The organism is Sorangium sp. So ce119, from assembly GCF_051524405.1.
GTDB lineage: Bacteria > Myxococcota_A > Polyangia > Polyangiales > Polyangiaceae > Sorangium > Sorangium cellulosum_G.
Map to the genome: position 1 here is coordinate 3400432 of NZ_CP150310.1, position 22832 is coordinate 3423263.

Below are 22832 nucleotides of genomic sequence, written 5' to 3' on the forward strand. Positions count from 1 at the left end.
CGTGCCGTGCAGGAGGCGTGGGGGGCGAGGAACGGGGCCAGCGCACAGGAAAGCCGGGGATCCAACCGGGGGAGGTTGCGGGAGCCCGACACACACAACGACCACGGATCCGAACCGCGGCATGTACGCGAGCGTACACGCGTTGCCCGACGATGCTGAACAACCGTCCCGTTAGTCGCAGGTCTGGCGACCCGGCCAATTTTTTCTTCTCCACCAGTGCCTGGATTGTTACTTCTCGACCACCGTGACCGCTTCGCACCAGGGGTCGCAGCGGTCCGCGATCGAACCCACATGACCGCACCCTGAGAGGCCCGACGCGCCCCGACCACTCATGGACGTCTTCGAGCTAAGCAAGCAGGTCGTCGGCGACTACGGCAGCTACATCAGCAGCTTCCTCACCATCCGCGACGATCGCATCCGCGCTTACGTGGAGCACCAGCTCGCGGACGGCTTTCTCTGGCCGCAGCCCCTCATCCAGCTCAACCCTGCGTTCCAGCCTGGCGAGCCGCTCCGCAAGCTCGTCGATGACGGTGTGCTCCACCCCGAGTGCCTCAAGATTTTCGCGGTGAAGGACAGCTCTGGCCGAGGTGGCACCCCGATCCAGCTCCACCGCCACCAGGTCGAGGGCATCCACGCAGCGCGTGCAGGTGAGAGCTACGTCCTGACCACGGGCACCGGCTCGGGTAAGAGTCTCTCGTACATCGTCCCGATCGTCGACCACGTGCTCCGCCGCGGCAGCGGCAAGGGCATCCAGGCGCTCGTCGTCTACCCGATGAACGCGCTGGCCAACAGCCAGCAGGGAGAGCTCGAGAAGTTCCTCTGCCGAGGCTTCGCCGACGGCCGCCCGCCCGTCACCTTCCGGCGCTACACCGGGCAGGAGAGCGACGAGGAGCGGCGGGAGATCCTCGCCGACCCACCGGACATCCTCCTGACCAACTACGTGATGCTGGAGCTCCTGCTCACGCGGCCCGACGAAGGAAAGCTCGTGCGCGCGGCGAAGGGGCTGCGGTTTCTCGTTCTCGACGAATTGCACACGTACCGCGGCCGGCAGGGCGCCGATGTGGCCCTGCTGGTCCGCCGCGTACGTGAGGCCTGCGAGGCGGACCGCCTCATCCATGTGGGGACCTCGGCGACCCTCTCCAGCGAGGGCTCATGGCTCGAACAACAGGAGAAAGTCGCCCGTGTCGCCTCGCAGCTCTTCGGAGTCGAGGTGCTGCCGTCCAGGATCATCGGCGAGAGCCTGCGCCGCGTCACGCCGCCGCCGCAGTCGGACGAGCAGGCATTTCACGGCGCGATTCGCGCACGCATTGACGTCGACGACTATCCTCCGCCCGGAGAGGCCGAGAGGTTCATCAACCATCCGCTTGCTTCATGGCTCGAGTCGAACCTCGGCCTCCGCGTCGAGCCGCAGAGCGGGCGCCTCGTCCGCTGCACGCCTCTGCCGCTGTCCGGAGCCGGCAGCGTCACCGAGCGTCTCGCGCGAGATACCGGGCTCGCTCCGGAGGTGTGCGGCCAGGCCATCCGCCGGATGCTGCTCGCGGGTTATCGTTGCAGGGACGAGCATGCACGGCCTGTCTTCGCCTTCCGGCTTCACCAATTCGTCTCCAAGGGCGAGAGCGTCTATGCCGGCCTCGACGCCGAGGAGGCGCGGTACATCAGCCTCCACGCGCAGCAGTTCGTGCCGAATGCCGACCGCTCGCGCGTTCTGCTCCCGCTCGCGTTCTGCCGCGAGTGCGGCCAGGAATACTACGTCGTTCGCCGCATCCTGAACGAGGGCGGCGGGTTTCGTTACGTGAAACGGGAGCTCTCCGATCGCGCAGACGACGGCGGAACGGCGGGCTACCTTTACGTCAGCACGCAGGACCCGTGGCCGTCGCCCACCGACCAGGCCGCGCTCGTCAAGCGTCTCCCCGACAGCTGGCTCGAGATCACCGCCGACGGCCGCCAGGTCGTGCGCAAGTCCCAGCAGCAGCGGCTGCCGCGCGAGGTGTTCCTTTCCCCGCTCGCCGTCGAGGGGGCGGGCCCGCTCCGCGCGCACTTCATCGATGCGCCTTTCCTCTTCTGCCTCCACTGCGGTGTCGCCTATGACGCCCACCAGAGCTCCGATTTCGGCAAGCTCGCCACGCTCGGCTCGGAAGGGCGCAGCACGGCGACCACCGTACTCTCCCTCTCAACCGTGCGGCGGCTCCGCCGGGACGCGGCGCTCGAGCGCGAGGCGCAGAAGCTACTCAGTTTCACCGACAACCGCCAGGACGCCTCGCTCCAGGCCGGGCACTTCAACGACTTCGTCGAGGTGGGCCTGCTGCGCTCTGCCCTGTTCCGCGCCGCGCTCGCCGCCGGCGGGGAGGGCATCCGCCACGACGAGCTGATGAAGCGTGTCTTCGACGCGCTCGCGCTGCCCATCGAGCTCTATGCGATCAACCCGGCGGTCGAATATGTCCAGCGCGACAACACCGATCGCGCGCTGCGCCAGGCCATCGGCTACTATCTCTACCGTGACCTGCGTCGGGGCTGGCGTGTCACGTCGCCCAACCTCGAGCAGTGCGGGCTGCTCGACATCGACTACCTCTCGCTCGATCGGTTCGCCCGCGACGAGGCCAGGTGGCGCTCCTTCCACCCCGCCCTCGCCACGGCCGCGCCCGAGGAGCGCGAGCGCGTGTGCCGCGTTCTCCTCGACTTCATGCGCCGCGAACTCGCGATCCGCGTCGAGTTCCTCGACCCGGTCGAGCAGGAGGGCCTCCGCCAGCTCTCGGGCCAGTACCTCATCGCCCCGTGGTCACTCGATCAGCAGGAGCGGCTCGAGCGCAGCCGCATCGTCTTTCCCCGCTCGCGTGGCTCGGATCGGCCGGCGGCACCTCACTTCGTTTATCTCTCGCCGCTCGGCGGCTTCGGCCTCTTCCTGAAGAGGGCGAGTACGTTCGAGCGTCACGCGAACCGCCTGAGGACCGAGGACGTACAGCAGATCATCGAGCAGCTCCTCGAGGCGCTCACCATCCCCGGCCTCGTCCACAAGGCCATGGAGAAGCGCGCCGACGACGACGTGCCCGGCTACCAGCTCAACGCCTCCGCGCTCATCTGGCGCGCGGGCACGGGCGAGCAGGCGTTCCACGACCCCGTGCGCGTCCCCAACGTGCCCGAGGCAGGCCTCCGCACCAATCCGTTCTTCACCAGCTTCTATCGCCAGGATACGACCGACCTGAAACGCCTGGAGGCGCGCGAGCACACCGCCCAGGTGCCGAGCGAGAAGCGCGAGGAACGGGAGGCTGCCTTCCGCGAGGGGAGGCTCCCGATCCTCTACTGCTCACCCACGATGGAGCTCGGCGTCGACATCCGGCAGCTCAACGTCGTCAACCTGCGCAACGTGCCGCCGACGCCCGCGAACTATGCGCAGCGCAGCGGACGCGCGGGCAGGAGCGGGCAGCCGGCCTTCGTGTTCACGTACTGCTCCTCCGGGAGCCCCCACGATCAGTACTTTTTCCGGCGGCCCGAGAGGATGGTCGCCGGCGCCGTCTCCGCTCCGTGCCTCGACCTGAACAACGAAGACCTGCTCCGCGCTCACGTCCATGCGGTCTGGCTCGGTGTCGCGCGCCTCAACCTGGGCCAGTCGCTCGCGGATGTGCTCGACGTGGGCGGCGATGAGCCCTCGCTCGGCCTCCTGCCGAAGGTGGAGCGAGCGCTCGACGACCGGGACGCCCGCGAGCGCGCACGCATGCTCGCCAAGGCTGCGCTCGGAGAGATCATCTCCGCCCTGATCGGCGACGAGGAGGGGGGAGTTGACGAGTGGCTCGAGCGTGTCCTCCGCGAACTGCCCCACAGCTTCGAACGGGCTTGCGAGCGCTGGAGGGGCCTGTATCGCGCCGCCCTGAGCCAGCAGAAGCGGCAGACCAAGGTCATCCGCGACGCTTCACGTGACAGGCGCGACCGCGATGCCGCCACGCGCCTGCGCAACGAGGCCGAGTCGCAGCTCCGCTTGCTGGTCGAGCGCAGCTCATCGAGCCAGTCGGATTTCTACAGCTACCGGTACTTCGCCAGCGAGGGCTTCCTCCCCGGCTACAACTTCCCCCGGCTGCCGCTCTCGGCGTACCTCGAAGGCCGGCGGCGGCAGAAGGGAGTCGACGAGTTCCTCACCCGGCCGCGTTTCCTTGCCATCTCCGAGTTCGGCCCACGGAGCATCATCTACCACGAGGGCTCCCGCTACGTGGTCAACAAGGTCATCCTCCCCGTGGACGGCGAGGACGGCGCCCTCAAGCGGCGGGCCGCGCTCTGCGAGGGCTGCGGTTACCTGCACCCGATCGAGGACCGCGTCGGCGTCGACCTGTGCGAGCGCTGCGGCCAGAAGCTCCCGCTCGCTCACGAGAACCTTTTTCGCATGCAGAACGTCGCCACGCGGCGCCGCGATCGCATCAACTCCGACGAGGAGGAGCGCGTCCGCGTCGGGTACGAGATCAAGACCGGCGTGCGCTTCGCTCGCCGCGGCGGGACCATCTCGGCCCAGCAGGCCACCCTTCAGGGCGAGGGCGGCGAGCCGCTCGCGACCCTGGTCTACGGCCACGCGGCCACCCTGTGGCGCATGAACCTCGGCTGGCGGCGCCGCCGCAAGGATGGCGAGCTCGGGTATCTGCTCGACGTCGAGCGCGGGATCTGGGCGCGCAACGAGGGCCAGGGCGCGGACGAGGACCCGGACGATGCCATGTCGCCGCGGGTGGAACGGGTAATCCCGTATGTCGAGGACCACCGCAATTGCCTCCTCGTCGAGCCCGCCTCGACCCTCGGCGATGTGGTCATGGCCTCGCTCATGTCGGCGCTGAAGGCGGCGATCGAGGTCCATTTCCAGCTCGAGGATCGCGAGCTAGCCGCCGAGCCCCTGCCGAGCAGCGACGACCGGCGCGTCATCCTGCTTTACGAGGCCTCCGAGGGCGGCGCCGGCGTGCTCCGCCGCTTGGTCGAGGAGCGCTACACCCTGAGCAAGGTGGCGAAGATCGCGCTCGAGCTTTGCCATTTCGACCCCGTCACGCGAGAGGACCGGCGGCGCGCTCCCCGGGCCCGCGAGGACTGCGAGGCCGCTTGTTACGATTGCCTCCTCTCGTACTTCAACCAGCGGGACCACCGGCTCCTCGACCGCAAGTTGCTGCCGGACATCCTCGCCCGCTGGATGAACGGAGACGTCGCGGTCTCGCCCGCGCCGCGGCCTCGTGGCGAGCAGGTCGATCGCCTGATGCGGCTCACGGACTCGGAGCTCGAGCGCCGCTGGCTGCGGATGGTCGAGCAGATGGGCCTCAAGCTGCCCTCCGAGGCGCAGCCGCTCATCGAGGGCTGCCATGCGCGCCCCGACTTCCTCTACCGAGACGAGGGCGTCGCCGTCTTCATCGACGGCCCGCCGCACGACGACGCCGACCAGCGCCGTAAGGACCGCGAGCAGCAGGGCGCGCTCGAGGAGCACGGCGTCACGGTGATCCGCTTCCACCATGCGGACGACTGGGCGGCGATCTTCGCGCGGTATCCGAGCATCTTCGGCCGCCCCACGGCTCGCTCCGATGTTCCGCCGCCGCCGTCTCCGCGGCGGCCGGAGGCGCCCGCCCCCGCGCCCGCGCGCCGCTACGATCCCGAGGACTTCGACGCCCGCTGGCACCCCCTGCTCGATGCGCTCTCCGCCGTGGACGGGCTCACCGTCGCCCCGGGTGAAGAGGTGATGCGCCGCGGGCGGGTGATCGACCTCGACGTGGGCACGATCTCGCGCGGCGGGCGCGCCGTGCACCTGGTCGACGCGGCGGCGAAGACGGCGTCGGACGTCACCGCCGCGCTCGAGGCCCGCGGCGCGCGGGTTCTCCGCATCCGCGAGGGGCAGGCCGATCTCGTCGAGCGCGTCCTCGAGGCCCTGGAGGGCTGAGCGTGGCGACCTCGATGCTCTTCGAGCTCTCCGTCTCGTGGACCGGCGCGCCGAGCCCGTTTCTCACCAGCCTGATCGGGAAAGAACAAGCATGACATCGTTTGCGGTCGGATCGCTCGTGCGCGCGCGCGGGCGTGAGTGGGTCGTCCTCCCCGAGTCCGAGCCGGAGCTGCTCGTCCTCCGCCCCCTCGGCGGCACGGAGGACGAGATCACCGGCATCTACGTGGGTAAAGGCTCCGGCGGAAAGCCGTTCGAGGCCGTTCAGTCGGCGACCTTCGCGTTGCCCGATCCGACCAGGGACCTCGGCAACCACCTCTCGGGCGGCCTGCTCCGCGACGCTGTCCGCCTCGGGTTCCGCTCGGCCGCGGGCCCCTTCCGGTCGCTCGCGCGCATCGCCGTCGAGCCACGGCCCTACCAGCTCGTCCCGCTGCTCCTGGCCCTGAAGCTCGACCCGGTGCGGCTGCTCATCGCCGACGACGTCGGCGTGGGCAAGACCGTCGAGGCGTGCCTCATCGCGCGCGAGCTGCTCGACCGCGGCGAGGTCCAGCGCATGGCCGTGCTCTGTCCCCCGCACCTCGCCGAGCAGTGGCAGAAGGCGCTGCGCGAGCAGTTCCACCTCGTCGACGCCGCGCTGGTCCTCTCGGGCACCGTGGCGCGCCTGGAGCGCGATTGCCCCGGCGGGCAGTCGGTCTTCGAGCGCCACCCCATCACCGTCGTCTCCACCGACTACATCAAGCAGGAGCGGCGCCGGCACGAGTTCCTCCGCACCGCGCCCGAGCTCGTCCTGGTCGACGAGGCGCACACCTGCGCCGACGGCGGCGGCAAGGGCGCCGCCCAGCAGCGGCACGCGCTGCTCCAGGAGCTGGTGAAGGACCCGACGCGCCACCTCCTGCTCATCACCGCCACCCCGCACAGCGGCAAGCCCGAGACCTTCCGGTCGCTCCTCGCCTTGCTCGACCCGGGCTTCGCCGCCCTGCCGGAAGACCTGGGGGGGGAGGTGAATCGCAAGCACCGCGAGGCGCTTGCGCGTCACCTCGTCCAGCGCCGCCGCGGCGACATCCTCGCCTACCAGGGCGCGGCCACCCGCTTCCCGAGGCGCGTGACGGCCGAGGAGCACTACGCGCTCCGGCCCGAGTACCGCCGTTTCTTCGACAGGGTGCTCTCCTATTGCCGCGAGACCGTGGGCGACACGAGCGTCGATCGGCGCCGCCAGCGCATCCGCTGGTGGTCCGCCCTGGCGCTGCTCCGGTCCATCGCGTCGAGCCCCGCCGCCGCGGCGGCCACGCTGCGGAACCGCTCGGGCGCGGCCGACGCCGAGTCGGACAGGGACGTCGACGAGGCGGGGCGCCGCGCGGTGCTCGACCTCGACGACGAGAGCGCCGAGGGCATCGACGTCGTCCCCGGGGCCGGGGAAGACGAGGACGAGGGCTCGGCCGAGCGCCGGCGCCTGCGGGACCTCGCGCGCGAGGCCGAGCAGCTCGCCGGCAAGGGGGACGCCAAGCTCGAGCGCGCGACGGAGCTCATCGCGGGGCTCGTCGCGGAGGGCTCCCTGCCCATCGTCTTTTGCCGCTTCATCCCGACGGTGGATTACGTCGCCGAGGCGCTCCGGAAGAAGCTCCCGAAGGACGTCACCGTCGAGGCGGTCACCGGCGTGCTGCCCGCCGAGGAGCGCGAGAACCGCGTCGCGCAGCTCGAGAAGCACCCGAAGCGCGTCCTCGTCTGCACCGACTGCCTCTCCGAGGGCATCAACCTCCAGCACCTGTTCGACACGGTCTTCCACTACGACCTCTCCTGGAACCCGACGCGCCATGAGCAGCGCGAGGGCCGCGTCGACCGCTACGGGCAGGACCGGGAGACCGTCCGCGCCCTCACGTTCTACGGCAAGGACAACCCCGTGGACGGCATCGTGCTCGAGGTGCTCCTGCGCAAGCACAAGAGCATCCGCGACCAGCTCGGCGTCGCCGTGCCCGTGCCGATGGATACCGAGGTCGTCGAGGAGGTCCTCAAGGAAGGCCTGCTCATGCGCGACGCGCGGGCCGGCACGCAGCTCAGCCTGGATTTCCCCAGGCCGAAGCACATCGCCTTCGACGTGCAGTGGAATGCCGCCGTCGAGCGGGAGAAGAAGAGCCGCGCCGTCTTCGCGCAGCACCAGATCCAGAAGGCGATCGACGAGGAGATCGCGCGGGAGCTCGACGAGGTCCAGCGCGCCATCGGCGGGGAGGCGGACGTGGAGCGGTTCACGCTCGCGGCGCTGAGGGGGCTCGGCGCGGTCGTCTCTGGCAAGCACCCTTACGAGGTCGACGTCCGCGAGTGTCGCGCCGCGGTGCGCGACGCCATCGGCGAGGAGAAGGGCTTCCGCGCCGCGTTCCGCGGCCACGCTCCGGAGGGGACGCTGCTGCTCACCCGCACGCATCCCGTGGTCGAGGGCCTGGCCGCGCACGTCCTGGAGACCGCGCTCGACCCCGGTCTGGAGGGGATCGCCCGCCGTGCCGGCGTCGTCCGCACCCGGGCCGTGCAGAAGCGCACAGTGCTCCTAATCGCGCGCCTCCGGTTCCACATCCTGGGCCGGGACCGCCACGCCCACGAGCGCCGCCTCCTCGCGGAAGACCTCGCGCTCGCCGCGTTCACGGGCAGCCCGGAGAGCCCGACGTGGCTGCCGCTCGAGGCCGCCGAGCCGCTGCTCGCGGCCGAGCCGCACGCCAACGTCCCGCCAGACGCCGCACGCGTGCAGATCGAGCGTGTTCTCGAAGGGTTCGAGGCCCTCCGGCCGCGGCTCGCCGAGATCGCGAAGGCGCGCGGTAAGGCGCTCCTCGACGCCCACCGCCGCGTCCGCAAGGTCGCCAAGGGGGGCGATCGCACGCTGGGCATCGAGGCCCACGACGCCGTCGACGTGCTCGGCGTCTTCGTTTACCTCCCCGCCGATATCGCAGGTGCTCCGTGAGCCGCGCCCCCACGATCCTCGCCTTCCATGCCGTCCACACCGAGGGCGGCCTGCTCCCTCAGGACATCCTCCAGCGCATCGCGCTCGAGGACAAGACGCTCGCGGGCCTCTCGCCCGAGGCCTACCACCTCGATCCGGGCGAGCGCATCCGCGACGCCGTGAACCGGGCCTGGAGCCGCCTCACGGTGGCCTGGCGCGGCTTCCAGGCCGCGCTTGCCAAGCTGCCCGAGGGAGATCCGGCCACCACAGTGACCCGCGAGCGCTGGCTTCTGCCGCTCTTCGATGTGCTCGGCTACGGCCGCCTGGTGGCCAGGGTCTCGGCGCTCGACGTCGGGGGCAAGAGCTATGCGATCTCGCACGTCTGGAACAATTCGCCGATTCACCTCCTTGGCTGCCGCGTCGATCTCGACACCAAGCAGAAGGGGATAGCCGGCGCCGCCGCCGCCTCGCCGCACGGCATCGTGCAGGATCTCCTCAACCGCTCGGACGGCCACCTCTGGGGCTTCGTCTCCAACGGCCATGTCCTGCGCGTCCTCCGCGATCACCACAGCCTCACCCAGCAGGCCTATGTGGAGTTCGACCTCCAGGCGATCTTCGACGGCGAGGCGTTCAGCGAGTTTCTCCTGCTCTGGCTGGTCTGCCACCAGAGCCGCGTCGAGGCCGAGAAGCCAGCGGAGTGCTGGCTGGAGAGGTGGTTCCAGACCGCGCGCGATGAGGGGGTGCGGGCGCTCGACCGGCTCCGCGCCGGCGTCATCGGGGCCATTGAGGCGTTCGGCACTGGCTTCCTGCGGCACAGGGCGAACAAGGGGCTCCACGCCGCCCTCGGGGCCAGCCAGCTCGACAAGCAGGACTACTACCGGCAGCTCCTCCGCCTTGTCTACCGGCTAATCTTCCTCTTCGTCGCCGAGGATCGCGGCGCCCTCCTGGACCCCAGGGCCCCCGAGGCCGCCCGGGCGCGCTACCAGCGTTTCTACACGACCCGGCGGCTCCGCGAGCTGGCGGGCAAGCGCCGCGGCGGTCCGCACGGCGACCTCTGGCAGCAGCTCCGGCTGATCATGGGCGCGCTCGAGGGCGGCTCGCCCGAGCTGGGCCTCCCGGCGCTCGGCAGCTTCCTGTGGCGCCGGGAGGCGACGCACGACCTGAACGCGCTCGAGCTCGCCAACGAGGACCTCCTCGCGGCGTTGAAGGCGCTTTGCTACGTCGAGCAGGGGAGGGCGCGCCATGCCGTGAGCTGGCGGAATATCGGCGCCGAGGAGCTGGGCAGCGTCTACGAGAGCCTGCTCGAGCTGCACCCGGACATCCACAAGGAGGCGGCGCGGTTCGAGCTGTCGACGGCCGCGGGGCACGAGCGCAAGACGACGGGCAGCTACTACACGCCGACCTCGCTGGTGGACTGCCTCCTCGACTCGGCGCTCGAGCCGGTGCTGGACGAGGCGGCTGGCAAGCCCGAGCCGGAGAAGGCGATCCTGGACCTCAAGGTGTGCGATCCGGCGTGCGGGTCCGGGCACTTCCTCGTGGCGGCGGCGCGGCGGATCGCGATGCGGCTGGCAACGGTGCGCTCGGGTGGCGAGGAGCCGAGCCCGCCGGTTGTGCAGCGGGCGCTGCGCGATGTGGTGGGGCGGTGCATCTACGGCGTGGACCTGAACCCCATGGCGGTGGAGCTGTGCAAGGTCTCGCTGTGGATGGAGGCGATCGAGCCGGGCAAGCCGCTGAGCTTCCTGGAGAGCCACATCCAGCACGGGAACGCGCTGCTCGGGGCGACGCCGGCGCTCATGGCGAAGGGGATCCCGGACGAGGCGTTCGAGGTGATCGAGGGCGACGACAAGGAGGTCGCCAAGCGGCTGAAGAAGCGCAACCGGGAGGCCCGGAAGGGGCAGGGGACGCTGTTCGCGGACTTCGCAAAGGGGCCGCCGGTGAGCACCTATGCGCGCATCACGACCGCGGCAGGGCGGGTGGAGGCCGACAGAGACGACGACATCGGCGGGGTGCGGAAGAAGGAAGAGGACTGGGAGCAGCTCACCGCGTCCGAGGACTTCCGCAAGGCGATGTTCCTGGCGGATGCCTGGTGCGCGGCGTTCGTCTGGCCGAAGCAGAAGGGGATGCTGGAGGACGGGGCGATCACCGAGGACCTGTGGCGGCGGATGCAGAAGGACCCGGATGTGGTTCCGACGGCGACGCGGCGCGAGGTGAGCCGGATTGCGCGGGAGTACTCGTTCTTTCACTGGTACCTAGCATTCCCACAGATATTCCTGTTTGGTTGCGACGCTGTCAAAAACACCGGAAACGAGGCGTCTGACCGGAGTGGAGGGTTCGATGTTGTTCTGGGGAACCCGCCCTGGGAGCGGGTGAAGATCCAAGATGAAGAATGGTTCTCGACGAGAAAGCCCGAAATAGCGCAGGCGAAAAACGCTGCGCAGCGCAAGCGCCTCATCTCCGAGCTCTTTGAAGTAGATCCAAACATGCACGGCGCGTTTGTCCTGGAGAAGCGACGGTCCGATGGGGAGGCTAACGTACTCAGATATTCGGGTAGGTTTCCTCTGTGCGGTCACGGCGACATAAATACGTATTCCGTGTTCGCGGAGGCTGCGCGAAGCGCGTTAGGTCCCACGGGTGTCGCCGGACTAGTGCTTCCACCTGGTATACTAACGGACGATACCAATAAAGAATTCGCTCGGGCTGTCATAGGCGCGGGGCAGTTGCGTAGATTTTGGAGTTTTACGAATAGAGGTTACATATTCAGAGATGTTGAGAGTACGACGTCTTTTTCTATCGTCGTTCTGTCTGTCAAGGCCTCATCGTCGTTGGAAATGGCCGCGCAGCTTTGGAAAGTTGCCGATCTCGCTGAGCCAGAACGTCGCTACACACTGAGTGCCGAAGATGTTGCCCGGTTCAGTCCTAACACCGGGAACCTTCCAATATTGCGCAGTGCGAAAGACGCATCGATCCTGAAGTCGATATATTCGCGAATGCCGATTGTGTATAGCGAGGCGACCCAGGACAGCCCGTGGAAGATCGATTTTGGTACGATGTTCCATATGGCAGGTCAATCGGACTCGTTCCGTACGCGTGAAGACCTGTTGCGCGAAGGGTGGTTGCTTAGCGGAAACGTGTTCGAAAGGCAAGAGGGCCGGATGTTGCCGCTGTACGAGTCGAAGCTTGCGCACCAGTACTCTCATCGTCATTCGACGTTTTCTGAATCTGCGTCAGACGCCACATTTCGCCGGCGAGCGCAGACACAGAAGCCGAGCGCTGCGGAGCTTGACGATCCTGATTTTACAGTATGCCCAAGGTACTGGATTCATGAAAGTATTGTGCGAACTTCAATATGTTCATGGTGGCGGCACGAATGGCTTATTGGCTATCGACGCACGATCAATTCAGTCGCCGATGCGCGTAGTGTTGTGGCGAGCGTGCTGCCTGTTTGTGGCGTTGGAGATTCCGTTTTTCTCGTGTATCCTAATATCGATCCCGTGGATCAGTGTGTTCTCATATGTATGATAAATTCATTTGTGTTTGACTATGTTGCTAGGCAGAAGGCAAGTGGTGGCAATCTGAGTTTCTATGTTTTTAAGCAGCTCCCGCTGCCGTCGCCTGAGTCGATTGCGGAAGATATTCGTCGCTTGTTTCGTGCGGCTGCGCTGGAGTTGGTGTATACTGGAAGGGATGTCGCTGCTTTTGCTCGCGGTTGTGGTTACCATGGAGAGCCATTTCGCTGGAACGCAGAGCGTCGATTTTTGATTAGGTGTGAGGTGGATGCTGCTTGCATGCATCTGTATGGGATTCATCGTTGCGATGTTGAGCACATCATGGAACAGTTCCCGGTGGTGAAGCGACGTGATGTCGAGTCAACTGGCGACTATCGCACGAAGTCTACCATCCTCGACATCTACGACCGCATGCAGCGCGCCATCGACACCGGCAAGACTTACCAGAGCCTCCTCGATCCACCGCCCGCCGACCCCCGCGTTACCCACCCGCCACGTCCGGCCACCCAGGGCGCCAGCCCTGGCTGAGGGTGAGCTACGTTGTGGCAGTAGCATGGCGCGCCGGCTCCGCAGAGGCGCCTGACCACGTTCGTCATCGCGCGCTACCACCTTCCTCGCGGCATTTTCCACACACACGTCAACGCGGTCCTGAGCTTTCCGAGCCGCCCACCGGATTCATTTCCCATTTACAGTCGACCCGCTGATCCGTGTAGTCTGGTGCACAGTCGATCATGCGCCTGACCAAGGTCACCCTCTGGAACTACCGCTCCTTCTGGTCCCCCGATCCCGAAGGCGACCAGGAAGAGCCCCCTGCGGCGGCCATCGAGCTCTCCCCGGGCGTCAACTACATCACGGGCCCGAACAACGTCGGCAAGTCCAACCTCCTGCGGGCGATCGCCCTCGCGCTCGATCCGAACGCGGAATCCGACCAGCAGGTGGACCGGCCGAAGGCGAAGACCTGGGGCCCGTCGATCGAGCTGGAGTTCTCGACGGGTGCCGCGCCCAGCGCGGCCGTCAAGCGAGTCCTCGCGGACGTCGAGGCCTACGAGCGGATGATCGAGGGGTTCAAGGAGCCCTCGCTCGCGAGCCAGGGCAAGGTGCGCTTCTTCGTCGAGTACCATAACGGCGGCTTCCGCGAGGAGCGCTTCCTCACACGGGAGGGCTACAACAAGGCCCCGGTCAAGGGCCGCAACAACCCGCGGCAGAAGGCGGTCGAGCGCTTCCGCGAGCTCGTCCGCTTCGTCGACATCAAGAGCGGCGAGGACCTGCAAAGCCTCCTCCAGCGCGGCTTCAAGGAGATCCTCGGCAGCGCCGTCGGCGCCGAGCACAGCAAGGAGATGAAGCGCGCCCACGAGGCGCGCCAGCAGTACGTCGAGGCGCTCGGCCAGGTCCTCCGGCCCGTCGGCCGCCATGTCGAGGACCGGATCAAGCGGTACGTGCGCGGCATCGCCGAGGTCGATCTCGTCCCCAACGTCCCCCCGGTCGAGGACGCGATCGCCGACGCGCACGTCTTCATCACCGATGCCGTCCGCACCGCGCTCGAGCAGAAGGGCACGGGCGTGCGAGGCGCCATGCTGCTCCTGCTCCTGTCGTTCATCGCCGACAGCGCGAGGAGCGCTGTGGTCTTCGGCATCGAGGAGCCCGAGTCCTTCCTCCACCCGGAGGCCCATCGCGAGCTCGGCGCCGGCCTCGAGCGCTTCACCCAGCGGTCCGACGTGACCTTGCTCGTCACCACGCACTCGCCGTTCATCTTCCGCCCCGACGGCGGAGGTGCGCGGAGCGCCGTCTTCCTGGTGCGCAAGGACGAGACCGGGCGGTCCAGCGTGGCCAGGGACGTGACGGCGGCGGCGCGCACCGACCTGCTCGGATCGCAGGCGCTGTCGTCTCTCCTGGAGAAGGCCGAGGAGGTGCCCGAGGAGGCCAAGCTCATCCTCATCGTGGAGGGCCTCACCGACCAGAACTACCTCGAGATGGCGGCCCAGAAGCTCGGCATCGGCCTCGATGGATTCCACATCCTCCCGCGCGGCAGCGCGGCCGGCGCTGCGCTCCAGGCCGTTACCATCGCCGCGCGCTACTCCCCCGGTCGGCTCGTCGTCGCGCTGTTCGATTCGGACAAGCCCGGGCTGGATGCGTACGACCTCCTCGCCAACCGGTTCAGCTGGAAGAAGAAGGCCGAGGAGGGCCTTCACGTGCTGACCTACGAGCGGTGGCTCGACGGATGCGGTGTTCCCGTCGAGGCGGAGGACCTGTTCGCCAACGCGACGCTGGACGTCTTTCTGTCCGCGCCGGGGCATCAGGACTTGTGCGATGAGAAGGTGAGGCGCAAGAAGACCGGCGTGTGGCACTATGGCCTGACGACGCCGGGGAAGATCACCTTCATCAAGTGGCTCGAGCAGTACGGTACGGCAGCGATGTTCGAGCCGTGGCGGCCGGTCCTCGAACACCTGCGCAAGCTCATCGCCGGCGCCGCGGCGATGCCAGCGAACTCAGCGCGCTGACCATGCCCCCAGCGTGCCTCGCCGCGTCCGCCTCTGCTCGGGCGTCCCGCATGCAGGTGCTCCTGCTTCACTGCCAGGACGACGACGACGGCGCGAGGGCTCTTCGGCCTCACATCGAGCAGGTGTGCCGCACCGAGGGGGGCGAGGTGCTGGACTCTTGCCTCCTGGCCGGCGAGCACGTGGAGCACGGGATCGAGGAGCGCCTCCGCGCGGCGACCCACGTCGTCATCCTCGTCTCCGCGCGACTGCTCGACTGGCCCGTGTGGAGCAGCGTCGCCCATCGTGCCCTCACGCACCGGAGGAGCGCCGAAGTCTCGCTCGTGCGCTGGAGGGCCTGTGTCGACGACCAGGACCAAGTACTCCGTCGCTTCGGGCCGATCCTGGGTCCCGCGTCGGTGGCGACCGCCGCCGACCCCGACGAGGCCCTCGTCGCGATCGCGCGCCGCGTCGGCGAGGCGCTGAGGGCGGCGCGACTCGGCCCGAGGTGTGTCGCGCTCGGCCGCCTCCCTCCGCCTGAACGAGACATCGTGGGCCGCGAGGAGGAGAAGAGGGCGCTGGACGACGCGCTCGTCAACGGCGCCGTCCATGTCGTCGTCGTGGTCGGCGAGGGGGGAGCCGGCAAGACGCAGCTCGTCCGAACCTGGCTCGACGGCCTTCAACCGGCCTACGGGGGCGTGGACGCCGTGATCTCGTGTTCCATCGAAGATCAGGACGGCGGGGGAGCGCCCTCCGCATCGGCCGCCGTGTCCGTGTTGCTCGCCGCGGTCGGAGAGACGCCCTCGGCCGATCCGATGGAGAACGTGAGCCGGCTGGTCCGGCGCGTGCGCGATCGCCGGACGATCGTGGTCATCGATGGGCTGGAGCCGCTGCAGGACGCCCGAGGAAAGCTCAACGACAGGCACATGGCGATCCTCGTTCGCGAGCTGGCATCTCAGATGTGCGGCGGGCTGTGCGTGATCACCACGCGTCCGCCCTTCGATCTCGAGGGGACCGGCGTCCGCCGCATCGACCTGGGCCCCGTCGACCGCACGTCCGCCATCCATGTGCTGCGGAGCCGAGGCGTGCGCGGGTCCGACGAGCAGCTCGGGCGCCTGGCCGATCGCCTGCGCCGCCACGCCCTCTCGCTCGCCCTCGTGGCCGACTACCTGAACGAGGCGCACGGAGGCGACGTCCTCGCGGCCGAACATCTCGACTTCGGCGCCGAGAAGCTCGACGACGGCGGCCGGATCCAGCGCATCCTCTCCTTCTATGAAGCGCGCCTGACACCCGAGGAGCGCGCCGTGCTCGGCGTCGTCGCGCTCTGCGAGCGGCCCGCGGATCTCGCCACGCTCGCCGCGGTCGGCGCCCATCCGGGCGCCTCCGGCTTCGCGGCGTCCCTCAGCGACGCTCCGCCCGAGGAGCTCCGGCGGACCTGCGCGCGCCTGGCGAAGACCGCGCTGCTCCTGACGACGGACGCGGGCGCCTGGGATCAGCACCCCCTCGTGCGCGGCTACTGGCGACGCCGCCTCAAGGCGGGCGATCCCGCGGGGGTCCGCGCCGCACACGAGATCCTGTTCGAGTGGTTTCGCGACCAGCCTCGGCGCGCAGGCGAGGATCCGGGCCGGCGCGAGGACCTCGATCCGCTCTACGCGGCGGTCGCGCATGGCGTTCAGGCAGGGCGATGGTCGGAGTCGTTCCAGGTCTTGCATGACCGCATCCGCCAGGGAGAGCGTCACACCAGCCTCAAGCTGCACGGCGCCGTGGCCGAAGACCGGCGCGCCTTCCTCGCCTTCTTCGACCGGAGTACCTTTCATCTCCGGGGAGACCTCACCTCGTGGCAGCGGCACTGGCTCGAGAACAGCGCGGGCGTGCTCCTCCGTGCGCAAGGGGAGACGTCCGACGCCGTGCGTCTCCTGGAGAGCGCCGTGCGGACCGCGGACGCAGCCGGCCTCGCGGCGGAGGCAGCGGAGTCCGAGCGCAACCTGGCCTCGGTGCACTCGCTGGAGGGCGACATCCTGAGGGCGCTCGACCACGTCGAGAGCGCCGTGCGTCACGCCGACGCCTCCGGGGAGCTGCGTCCTCGCCTCGTCGCGCGCGATTTCCGTGCCCACCTCATGCACCGGCTGGGCCGGCTGCACGACGCTCGCGCCGCCTACGAGGAGATCGAGCAGATCCGCGAGCGGGAGAGCGCGGGACACAGGGGGGTGGCGCATTACCCCTTCGCGAGCCACGCCGTGCTGCTGCTCGATCTCGGTGAGGTGGCGCTCGCCCATGACCGCGCGGCGCGGGGCATCGATCTGAGCCGCGGCGACGATCCCGACGCGAGCTCCCTTCTCAACCGCGGCCTGTCGGCGCGCGTGCTCGCCCGGACGCTCGACGCGCTGGGTCGGCCGGACGAGGCGATGCTGCGGTTCGATGAGGCCGTGGCGCTCGTCAAGGAATCCGGGCGGATTGACCACCTCACGCCTTGTCACATCGATTGCGCTTCGTTCTGGGCACACCGGGACGTCGACCGGGCTCGGAGACACCTCGACGAGGCCCGGCGGATCTATGAAGCGCGTGGTTTCCGTCTCGTGGAGGCAGATGCGGCGCTCACCACCGCCCGTGTGGCGCTCGTCCAGAACGTCCTGGACGAGGCGGTCGAACAGCTCGACGCCGCCGAGGTGCTCCTCCGCAAGACCTGTTACCACCTCCGTGTCCCCTGGCTCTTCCTCCTCCGCGCGCGGCTCCGCGGCGCGCAGGGCGATCACGCCGGCGCCCGGCGACTGGCGGAGCTGGCCCGTCAGGAGGCGAGTGCGATGGGGCTCCAGAGGCACGACTTCTGGCGCGAGCTGGAAGCCTGTGACCGTGTTGAGGAGAGCTCATGAAGATCCTGCAGGTCATCCACGGCTACCCCATGCGCTACAACGCCGGCTCCGAGGTCTACACGCAGACGCTCTCTCGCGGCCTCGCCGGCCGCCACGAGGTCCACGTCTTCACGCGCGAGGAGGACCCGTTCGCGCCGGATTACGCGCTCCGCCATGAGGCGGACAGCGGCGATCCGCGCATCTCGCTCCACCTCGTCAACACGCCGCGCGTGCGCGACGGCTACCGGCACGCGGGCGTCGACCAGCGCTTCGCCGAGCTCTGCGACCGGCTCCGGCCCGACGTGGTCCATATCGGCCACCTCAACCACCTCTCGACGTCGCTCGTCGCCGAGGCCGCCGGGCGAGGGATCCCCATCGTGTATACGCTGCACGATTACTGGGTGATGTGCCCGCGCGGGCAGTTCATGCAGACGCACCCGGAGAACCCGGACGATGTATGGCCAGCGTGCGATGGCCAGGAGGACCGGAAGTGCGCCGAGCGCTGTTACGCGCGCTTCTTCTCCGGTGCCCCGGACGAGCGCGAGCAGGACGTCGCCTACTGGACCGACTGGGTCGCGCGCCGGATGCGCCACGTGCGCGAGATGACGGAGCTCGTCGACCTGTTCATCGCGCCCGCGCGTTACCTGGAGCGCCGGTACCGTCAGGCGTTCGGTCTGCCCGAGCGCAAGCTGGTCTACCTTGACTATGGCTTCGACCTCCCCCGCCTGCGTGGGCGCGCGCGGACCCCCGGGGAGCCGTTCACCTTCGGGTACATCGGGACGCACATCCCCGCGAAAGGCATCCACCAGCTCCTCGAGGCTTTCGGGCAGGTGAGGGGAGACGCTCGGCTCCGCATCTGGGGCCGACCGCGCGGCCAGGACACCGAGGCGCTCCGCGCGATCGCCCAGAGGCTGCCGGGCGACGCGGCCGCTCGCGTGGAGTGGCTGACCGAGTACCGCAACGAGGATATCGTGCGCGACGTCTTCGACAGGGTCGATTGCATCGTCGTGCCGTCGATATGGGTCGAGAACTCGCCGCTCGTCATCCACGAGGCGCTGGAGGCGCGCGTGCCGGTGATCACCGCGAACGCCGGCGGCATGGCCGAGTACGTGCACCACGAGGTCAACGGCCTCCTCTTCGAGCACCGCGATCCTGCCTCGATGGCGCGCCAGATGCAGCGCCTCGCGGAGGATCCCGCGCTCGCCCGCCGCCTCGGCCAGCGCGGGTACGCGCAGTCCGCGTCGGGGCACGTGCCGGACCTCGCGGGGCACGTCGATGCGATCGAGCGCATCTACGCCGATGTCATCGCTCGCCGCGATGCGGCTCGCATCGAGCCCCGTCAAGGGCCATGGCGCATCACGTTCGACACGAACCCGGACACCTGCAATCTCCGCTGCATCATGTGCGAGGAGCACTCGCCCTACAGCCCTCTTCAAGAGGCGCGGAAGGCGGCTGGGAAGCCGCGCCGCCTGATGCCGATCGAGCTCGTGCGTCGCGTGATCGCGCAGTCGGCCGGCCAAGGCCTCCGCGAGGTGATCCCCTCCACCATGGGCGAGCCGCTCCTGTATGACCATTTCGATGAGATCGTCGACCTGTGCCGGGAGCACAGGGTCAAGCTCAACCTGACAACGAACGGCACCTTCCCGCGTCGGGGCGCCCGGGACTGGGCCGAGCGGCTCGTGCCGATCACGTCCGACGTGAAGATCTCCTGGAACGGGGCCACCCGGCAGACGCACGAGCTGATCATGCTCGGGTCCCGCTGGGAGGCCGTGCTCGACAACGTGAAAGAGTTCATCGCCGTCCGCGACGCGCACGCCGCCTCCGGCGGGAACCGCTGCAGGGTCACGTTTCAGCTCACGTTCCTGGAGGCGAACGTCGCCGAGCTCGCCGACATCGTGCGGCTCGCCGTCCGCCTCGGCGTGGATCGCGTCAAGGGGCACCACCTGTGGGCGCACTTCGAGGAGATCAAGCCGCTCTCCATGCGGCGTGACACCGGGGCGATCCGGCGCTGGAACGAGGCCGTGCTGGCCGCCCGAGAGGCGGCGTCGGAGCGCGTATTGCCGAACGGCAAGCACGTGCTGCTGGAGAACATCTTCCTGCTCGACGAGTCCGCGCCCGATGACCTGGCTCCGGGAGGCCGCTGCCCGTTCCTCGGCCAGGAGGTGTGGATCAGCGCCGAGGGGCGCTTCGACCCGTGCTGCGCCCCCGACGCGCAGCGCAGGACGCTCGGCGATTTCGGCAATCTCCACGAGGCGGGGCTGATGGAGATATGGGACGGCGAATCGTACCAGCGGATGCTCACGACCTACCGGACCCGTGCGCTCTGCATGGGGTGCAACATGCGGCGGCCGGCGGGTGAGCCATGAACGACTGGCAACGTGCCCGGGTCGCCCCGGAGCGGACGCACCACCTCGTGGACGGCGAGCCGCTGTACGCGGCACGCTTCGATGAGGTGCTCGCGTTCCACGCGCCGGGCCTTTCGCCCGTCCGGTGCGGCAGCGCGGCCTGGCACATCGATGCTCGCGGGGAGCCCGCGTACACGCGGAGGTTCGAGAGGACCTTCGGTTTCTACGAGGGGCGCGCTGCCGTCTCGAGCTCCGAGGGCTGGCATCACATCCTGCCGGATGGTGCCGAGGTCTATCCAGCACGGTACTCCTGGTGCGGCAACTACCAGGACAGCCGGTGCGTGGTCCGCGACAGCGAGGGACTGTACCGCCACGTCGATCAGGCCGGGCGCGCCGTGTACGCGGCGCGCTGGCGCTACGCGGGCGATTACCGAGACGGCATCGCGGTCGCACAGGGCGACGATGGCCGCTCCACACATATCGATGCACGCGGCGAGCTCGTCCACGGTCGCTGGTTTCTGGACCTGGACGTGTTCCACAAGGGATTTGCGCGCGCCCGTGACGACCAGGGGTGGACACACGTGAATGGCGGCGGGCAGCCCGCGTATGGTCAGCGGTTCGCGATGGTGGAGCCGTTCTACAATGGCCAGGCGCGCGTGGAGCGCTTCGACGGATCGCTCGAGGCGATCGATGAGGATGGGCGCACGGTGACCGTGCTGCGGGCCGCGTCGCGCAGCGAGTTTGCGGCGCTCTCTGCGGACCTGGTGGGTTTCTGGAAGACCGAGACCCTGGCGGCAGCGGTGGAGCTCGGCGTCGTCGAGGTCTTGCCTGCGACGGAGACGGAAGTGGCAGCGCTCTGTGGCCTGCCAGAGGAGCGGGCGCGCCGCTTGCTGCGTGCGCTGGGCGAGCTCGGCGTCATCGAGGGCGCCGTGGACGGCAGGTGGCGCACCACGAGCCGCGGTGATCACCTGCGCGCGGCCCACCCGCTGACGCTCGCGGACGCGGCGATCGAGTACGCGGGACCGCTGCGCCGTCGCTGGCACGATCTGCCGCGCGCGCTCCGGTCGGCCTCGTGGAGACCGGACGATGTGTTCGCCGAGGTCGCAGCAGACCCGGTGCGGCGCGCGGCGCATCACCGCATGCTGCGGAGCTACGCGCTGCACGACTACGCCCCTCTGGTGCAGCAGCTCCCGATGGGAGACGCCCGGGTGGTCCTGGATGCGGGTGGGGGCACGGGCGCGCTCGCGACGTTGCTCCGCCGCTCGCGTTCGGACCTTGATGTGAGGGTCCTGGATCTGCCGGAGATCGTGGCCGAGATACCGCCGGGCGGCCCTGCTGGTGTGGCCGGAGACCTGTTCGCACCCTGGCCCGTGCAGGCGGACGTGGTGCTCCTCGCGCGGGTGCTCCACGACTGGGACGACCGGGACGCCGTGCGGATCCTGACCAACGCGCGGAAGGCGCTGCGTCCGGGCGGACGGGTGCTCATCCTCGAGCTCGTCCTTGGCGACGCCCACGTCGGAGGTGGGCTGTGCGATCTGCACCTCCTGACGGTGACGGGTGGCCGGGAGCGGACGCGAGACGACTTCGCACGGCTGCTCGCCAGGGCGGGGCTGCGGCTCGAGCGTGTGGAGGCGACACCGGCGCTGCCGCAGCTGCTGGTAGGGTTTCCAGAGTGAGATGGCCCGCCGCATCGCTGGCCTTGGCCGTCCCGGCGGCCCCGTTCGGGGCGGGCGCGACGCCGTGAACCCGTCCGGGTGAGGTGGCACGTCGAGGCGGGAGATCGGTGGCACCCGTCTCCCGGTGGACGTGCCTCCAACAAAAAGATGGGTGGCACCCATCTCCCGGTGGACGTGCCTCCAACAAAAAGATGGGTGGCACCCATCTCCCGGTGGACGTGCCTCCAACAAAAACATGGGTGGCACCCGTCTCCGCGCTGGAGAGGCGACCCTCCGACCCCCCGATGCCCCGGCTAGCCCGTCTCGCCGGCGCACTGGTGTGAGCTAACCCACTCGATGCCGCGTAGATGCGCGAAACTCGGGACGAGCCGGCGTTCTTACGTGGCCCCTTGAAGCGGCCTGGGAGAGAAGAATCAGGAAATTCCCTATGTTCGGGCCACGGGAGGGCCGCATGGACGCCGCTGGCGAGCCTGCGTACGGTGCGCCGCGTCAAGGAGGGGATCATGCAAGCATGGATGCATGCCGTGGGGGCGCTCGTGTTGACGGGGGGCATGGTCGCTGCGCTGGTTCCGGCATGCACGATTCATCTCCGTCCATCCGATGGAGACGAGATCGAGAACGAATCCGCGGAGCACACGCCGCCGGCGGACCCCGATGAGGACAGCGAGGCGGTCGACGACGTGGAGGACGATCAGGAGAGCGAGACGACGTCGCCCGAGGCGGAGGCAGCTTACGACGAGCTCATGAGCATCGACCCCCAAGAGGTCGCGCTCAAGACGATGGCGGCCTCCTACGCGGCGGTCATGGTCGCGAACCTCGTGGAAACGCAGGCTGTGGATCCAGCGGCGCTCGACTTGGAGGCGCTCGACGCGCTGATCCAGCAGTACGCACCGGCCGGATGGGATTCCGCACATGCCTGGATCCAGACGCCCGAGGCGACCGCGCTGGCTGCGACGGACGGCATCTATCCCAATTTCGGATGCTTCGATGAGCCGTATGCGTGCCCTCAGACGACCGAATGTCCATTGAGCAACGGCGAGCAAGCGTTTTGTATGGTGACACAGTGCGGAACAGGTGAATGCCCGTGGGGGCTCGGGAACCTCCTTTTCAAGTCATGGTGCGCCTAGGGCTGCCTCAGGCACGGTAACCTCGTGGCTGGAGCCTACATTCTGATC

8 protein-coding genes are annotated in these 22832 nt (G+C 68.7%); all 8 read left to right on the forward strand.

Annotated elements, in window-relative coordinates:
* The first annotated feature begins 331 nt into the window (after positions 1 to 331).
* The 8 genes from WME76_RS12725 to WME76_RS12760 all read left to right on the forward strand — a co-directional run bounded on the left by WME76_RS12725 (position 332) and on the right by WME76_RS12760 (position 22784).
* Entirely contained in the window at positions 332 to 5887 is a 5556-nt protein-coding gene (locus WME76_RS12725) for a DEAD/DEAH box helicase (RefSeq protein ID WP_437960394.1), read from the forward strand.
* Positions 5888 to 5978: 91 nt separating this feature from the next.
* A complete protein-coding gene (locus WME76_RS12730; protein WP_437960395.1) occupies positions 5979 to 8828 on the forward strand; it encodes a helicase-related protein in 2850 nt (949 codons plus the stop codon).
* On the forward strand, positions 8825 to 12841 hold the full coding sequence (locus WME76_RS12735) for an Eco57I restriction-modification methylase domain-containing protein (RefSeq protein WP_437960396.1): 4017 nt from the start codon (positions 8825 to 8827) through the stop codon (positions 12839 to 12841). Before WME76_RS12730 ends, WME76_RS12735 begins: the two co-directional genes overlap by 4 nt.
* Positions 12842 to 13044: 203 nt before the next feature.
* Positions 13045 to 14811 (forward strand): ATP-dependent nuclease, encoded by a 1767-nt coding sequence (locus WME76_RS12740; protein WP_437960397.1) that lies wholly within the window; start codon positions 13045 to 13047, stop codon positions 14809 to 14811.
* A gap of 50 nt (positions 14812 to 14861) precedes the next feature.
* Positions 14862 to 17657 (forward strand): hypothetical protein, encoded by a 2796-nt coding sequence (locus tag WME76_RS12745; RefSeq protein WP_437960398.1) that lies wholly within the window; start codon positions 14862 to 14864, stop codon positions 17655 to 17657.
* A complete protein-coding gene (locus WME76_RS12750; protein WP_437960399.1) occupies positions 17654 to 20002 on the forward strand; it encodes a glycosyltransferase in 2349 nt (782 codons plus the stop codon). Before WME76_RS12745 ends, WME76_RS12750 begins: the two co-directional genes overlap by 4 nt.
* Positions 19999 to 21657, forward strand: a complete 1659-nt coding sequence (locus WME76_RS12755; RefSeq protein WP_437960400.1) for a methyltransferase — start codon at positions 19999 to 20001, stop codon at positions 21655 to 21657. The genes WME76_RS12750 and WME76_RS12755 overlap by 4 nt, the downstream gene beginning before the upstream one ends.
* Positions 21658 to 22160: 503 nt before the next feature.
* Positions 22161 to 22784, forward strand: coding sequence for a hypothetical protein (locus tag WME76_RS12760; protein WP_437960401.1), 624 nt, complete (start codon positions 22161 to 22163; stop codon positions 22782 to 22784).
* Positions 22785 to 22832 lie beyond the last annotated feature (48 nt).

What these genes read in the sequence shown, in the direction of transcription:
- WME76_RS12745 (WP_437960398.1), top strand. Translation starts at nt 14,862, where the DNA reads ATGCAGGTGCTCCTGCTTCACTGCCAGGACGACGACGACGGCGCGAGG.
- WME76_RS12730 (WP_437960395.1), top strand. Translation starts at nt 5,979, where the DNA reads ATGACATCGTTTGCGGTCGGATCGCTCGTGCGCGCGCGCGGGCGTGAG.
- WME76_RS12750 (WP_437960399.1), top strand. Translation starts at nt 17,654, where the DNA reads ATGAAGATCCTGCAGGTCATCCACGGCTACCCCATGCGCTACAACGCC.
- WME76_RS12755 (WP_437960400.1), top strand. Translation starts at nt 19,999, where the DNA reads ATGAACGACTGGCAACGTGCCCGGGTCGCCCCGGAGCGGACGCACCAC.
- WME76_RS12760 (WP_437960401.1), top strand. Translation starts at nt 22,161, where the DNA reads ATGCAAGCATGGATGCATGCCGTGGGGGCGCTCGTGTTGACGGGGGGC.
- WME76_RS12740 (WP_437960397.1), top strand. Translation starts at nt 13,045, where the DNA reads ATGCGCCTGACCAAGGTCACCCTCTGGAACTACCGCTCCTTCTGGTCC.
- WME76_RS12725 (WP_437960394.1), top strand. Translation starts at nt 332, where the DNA reads ATGGACGTCTTCGAGCTAAGCAAGCAGGTCGTCGGCGACTACGGCAGC.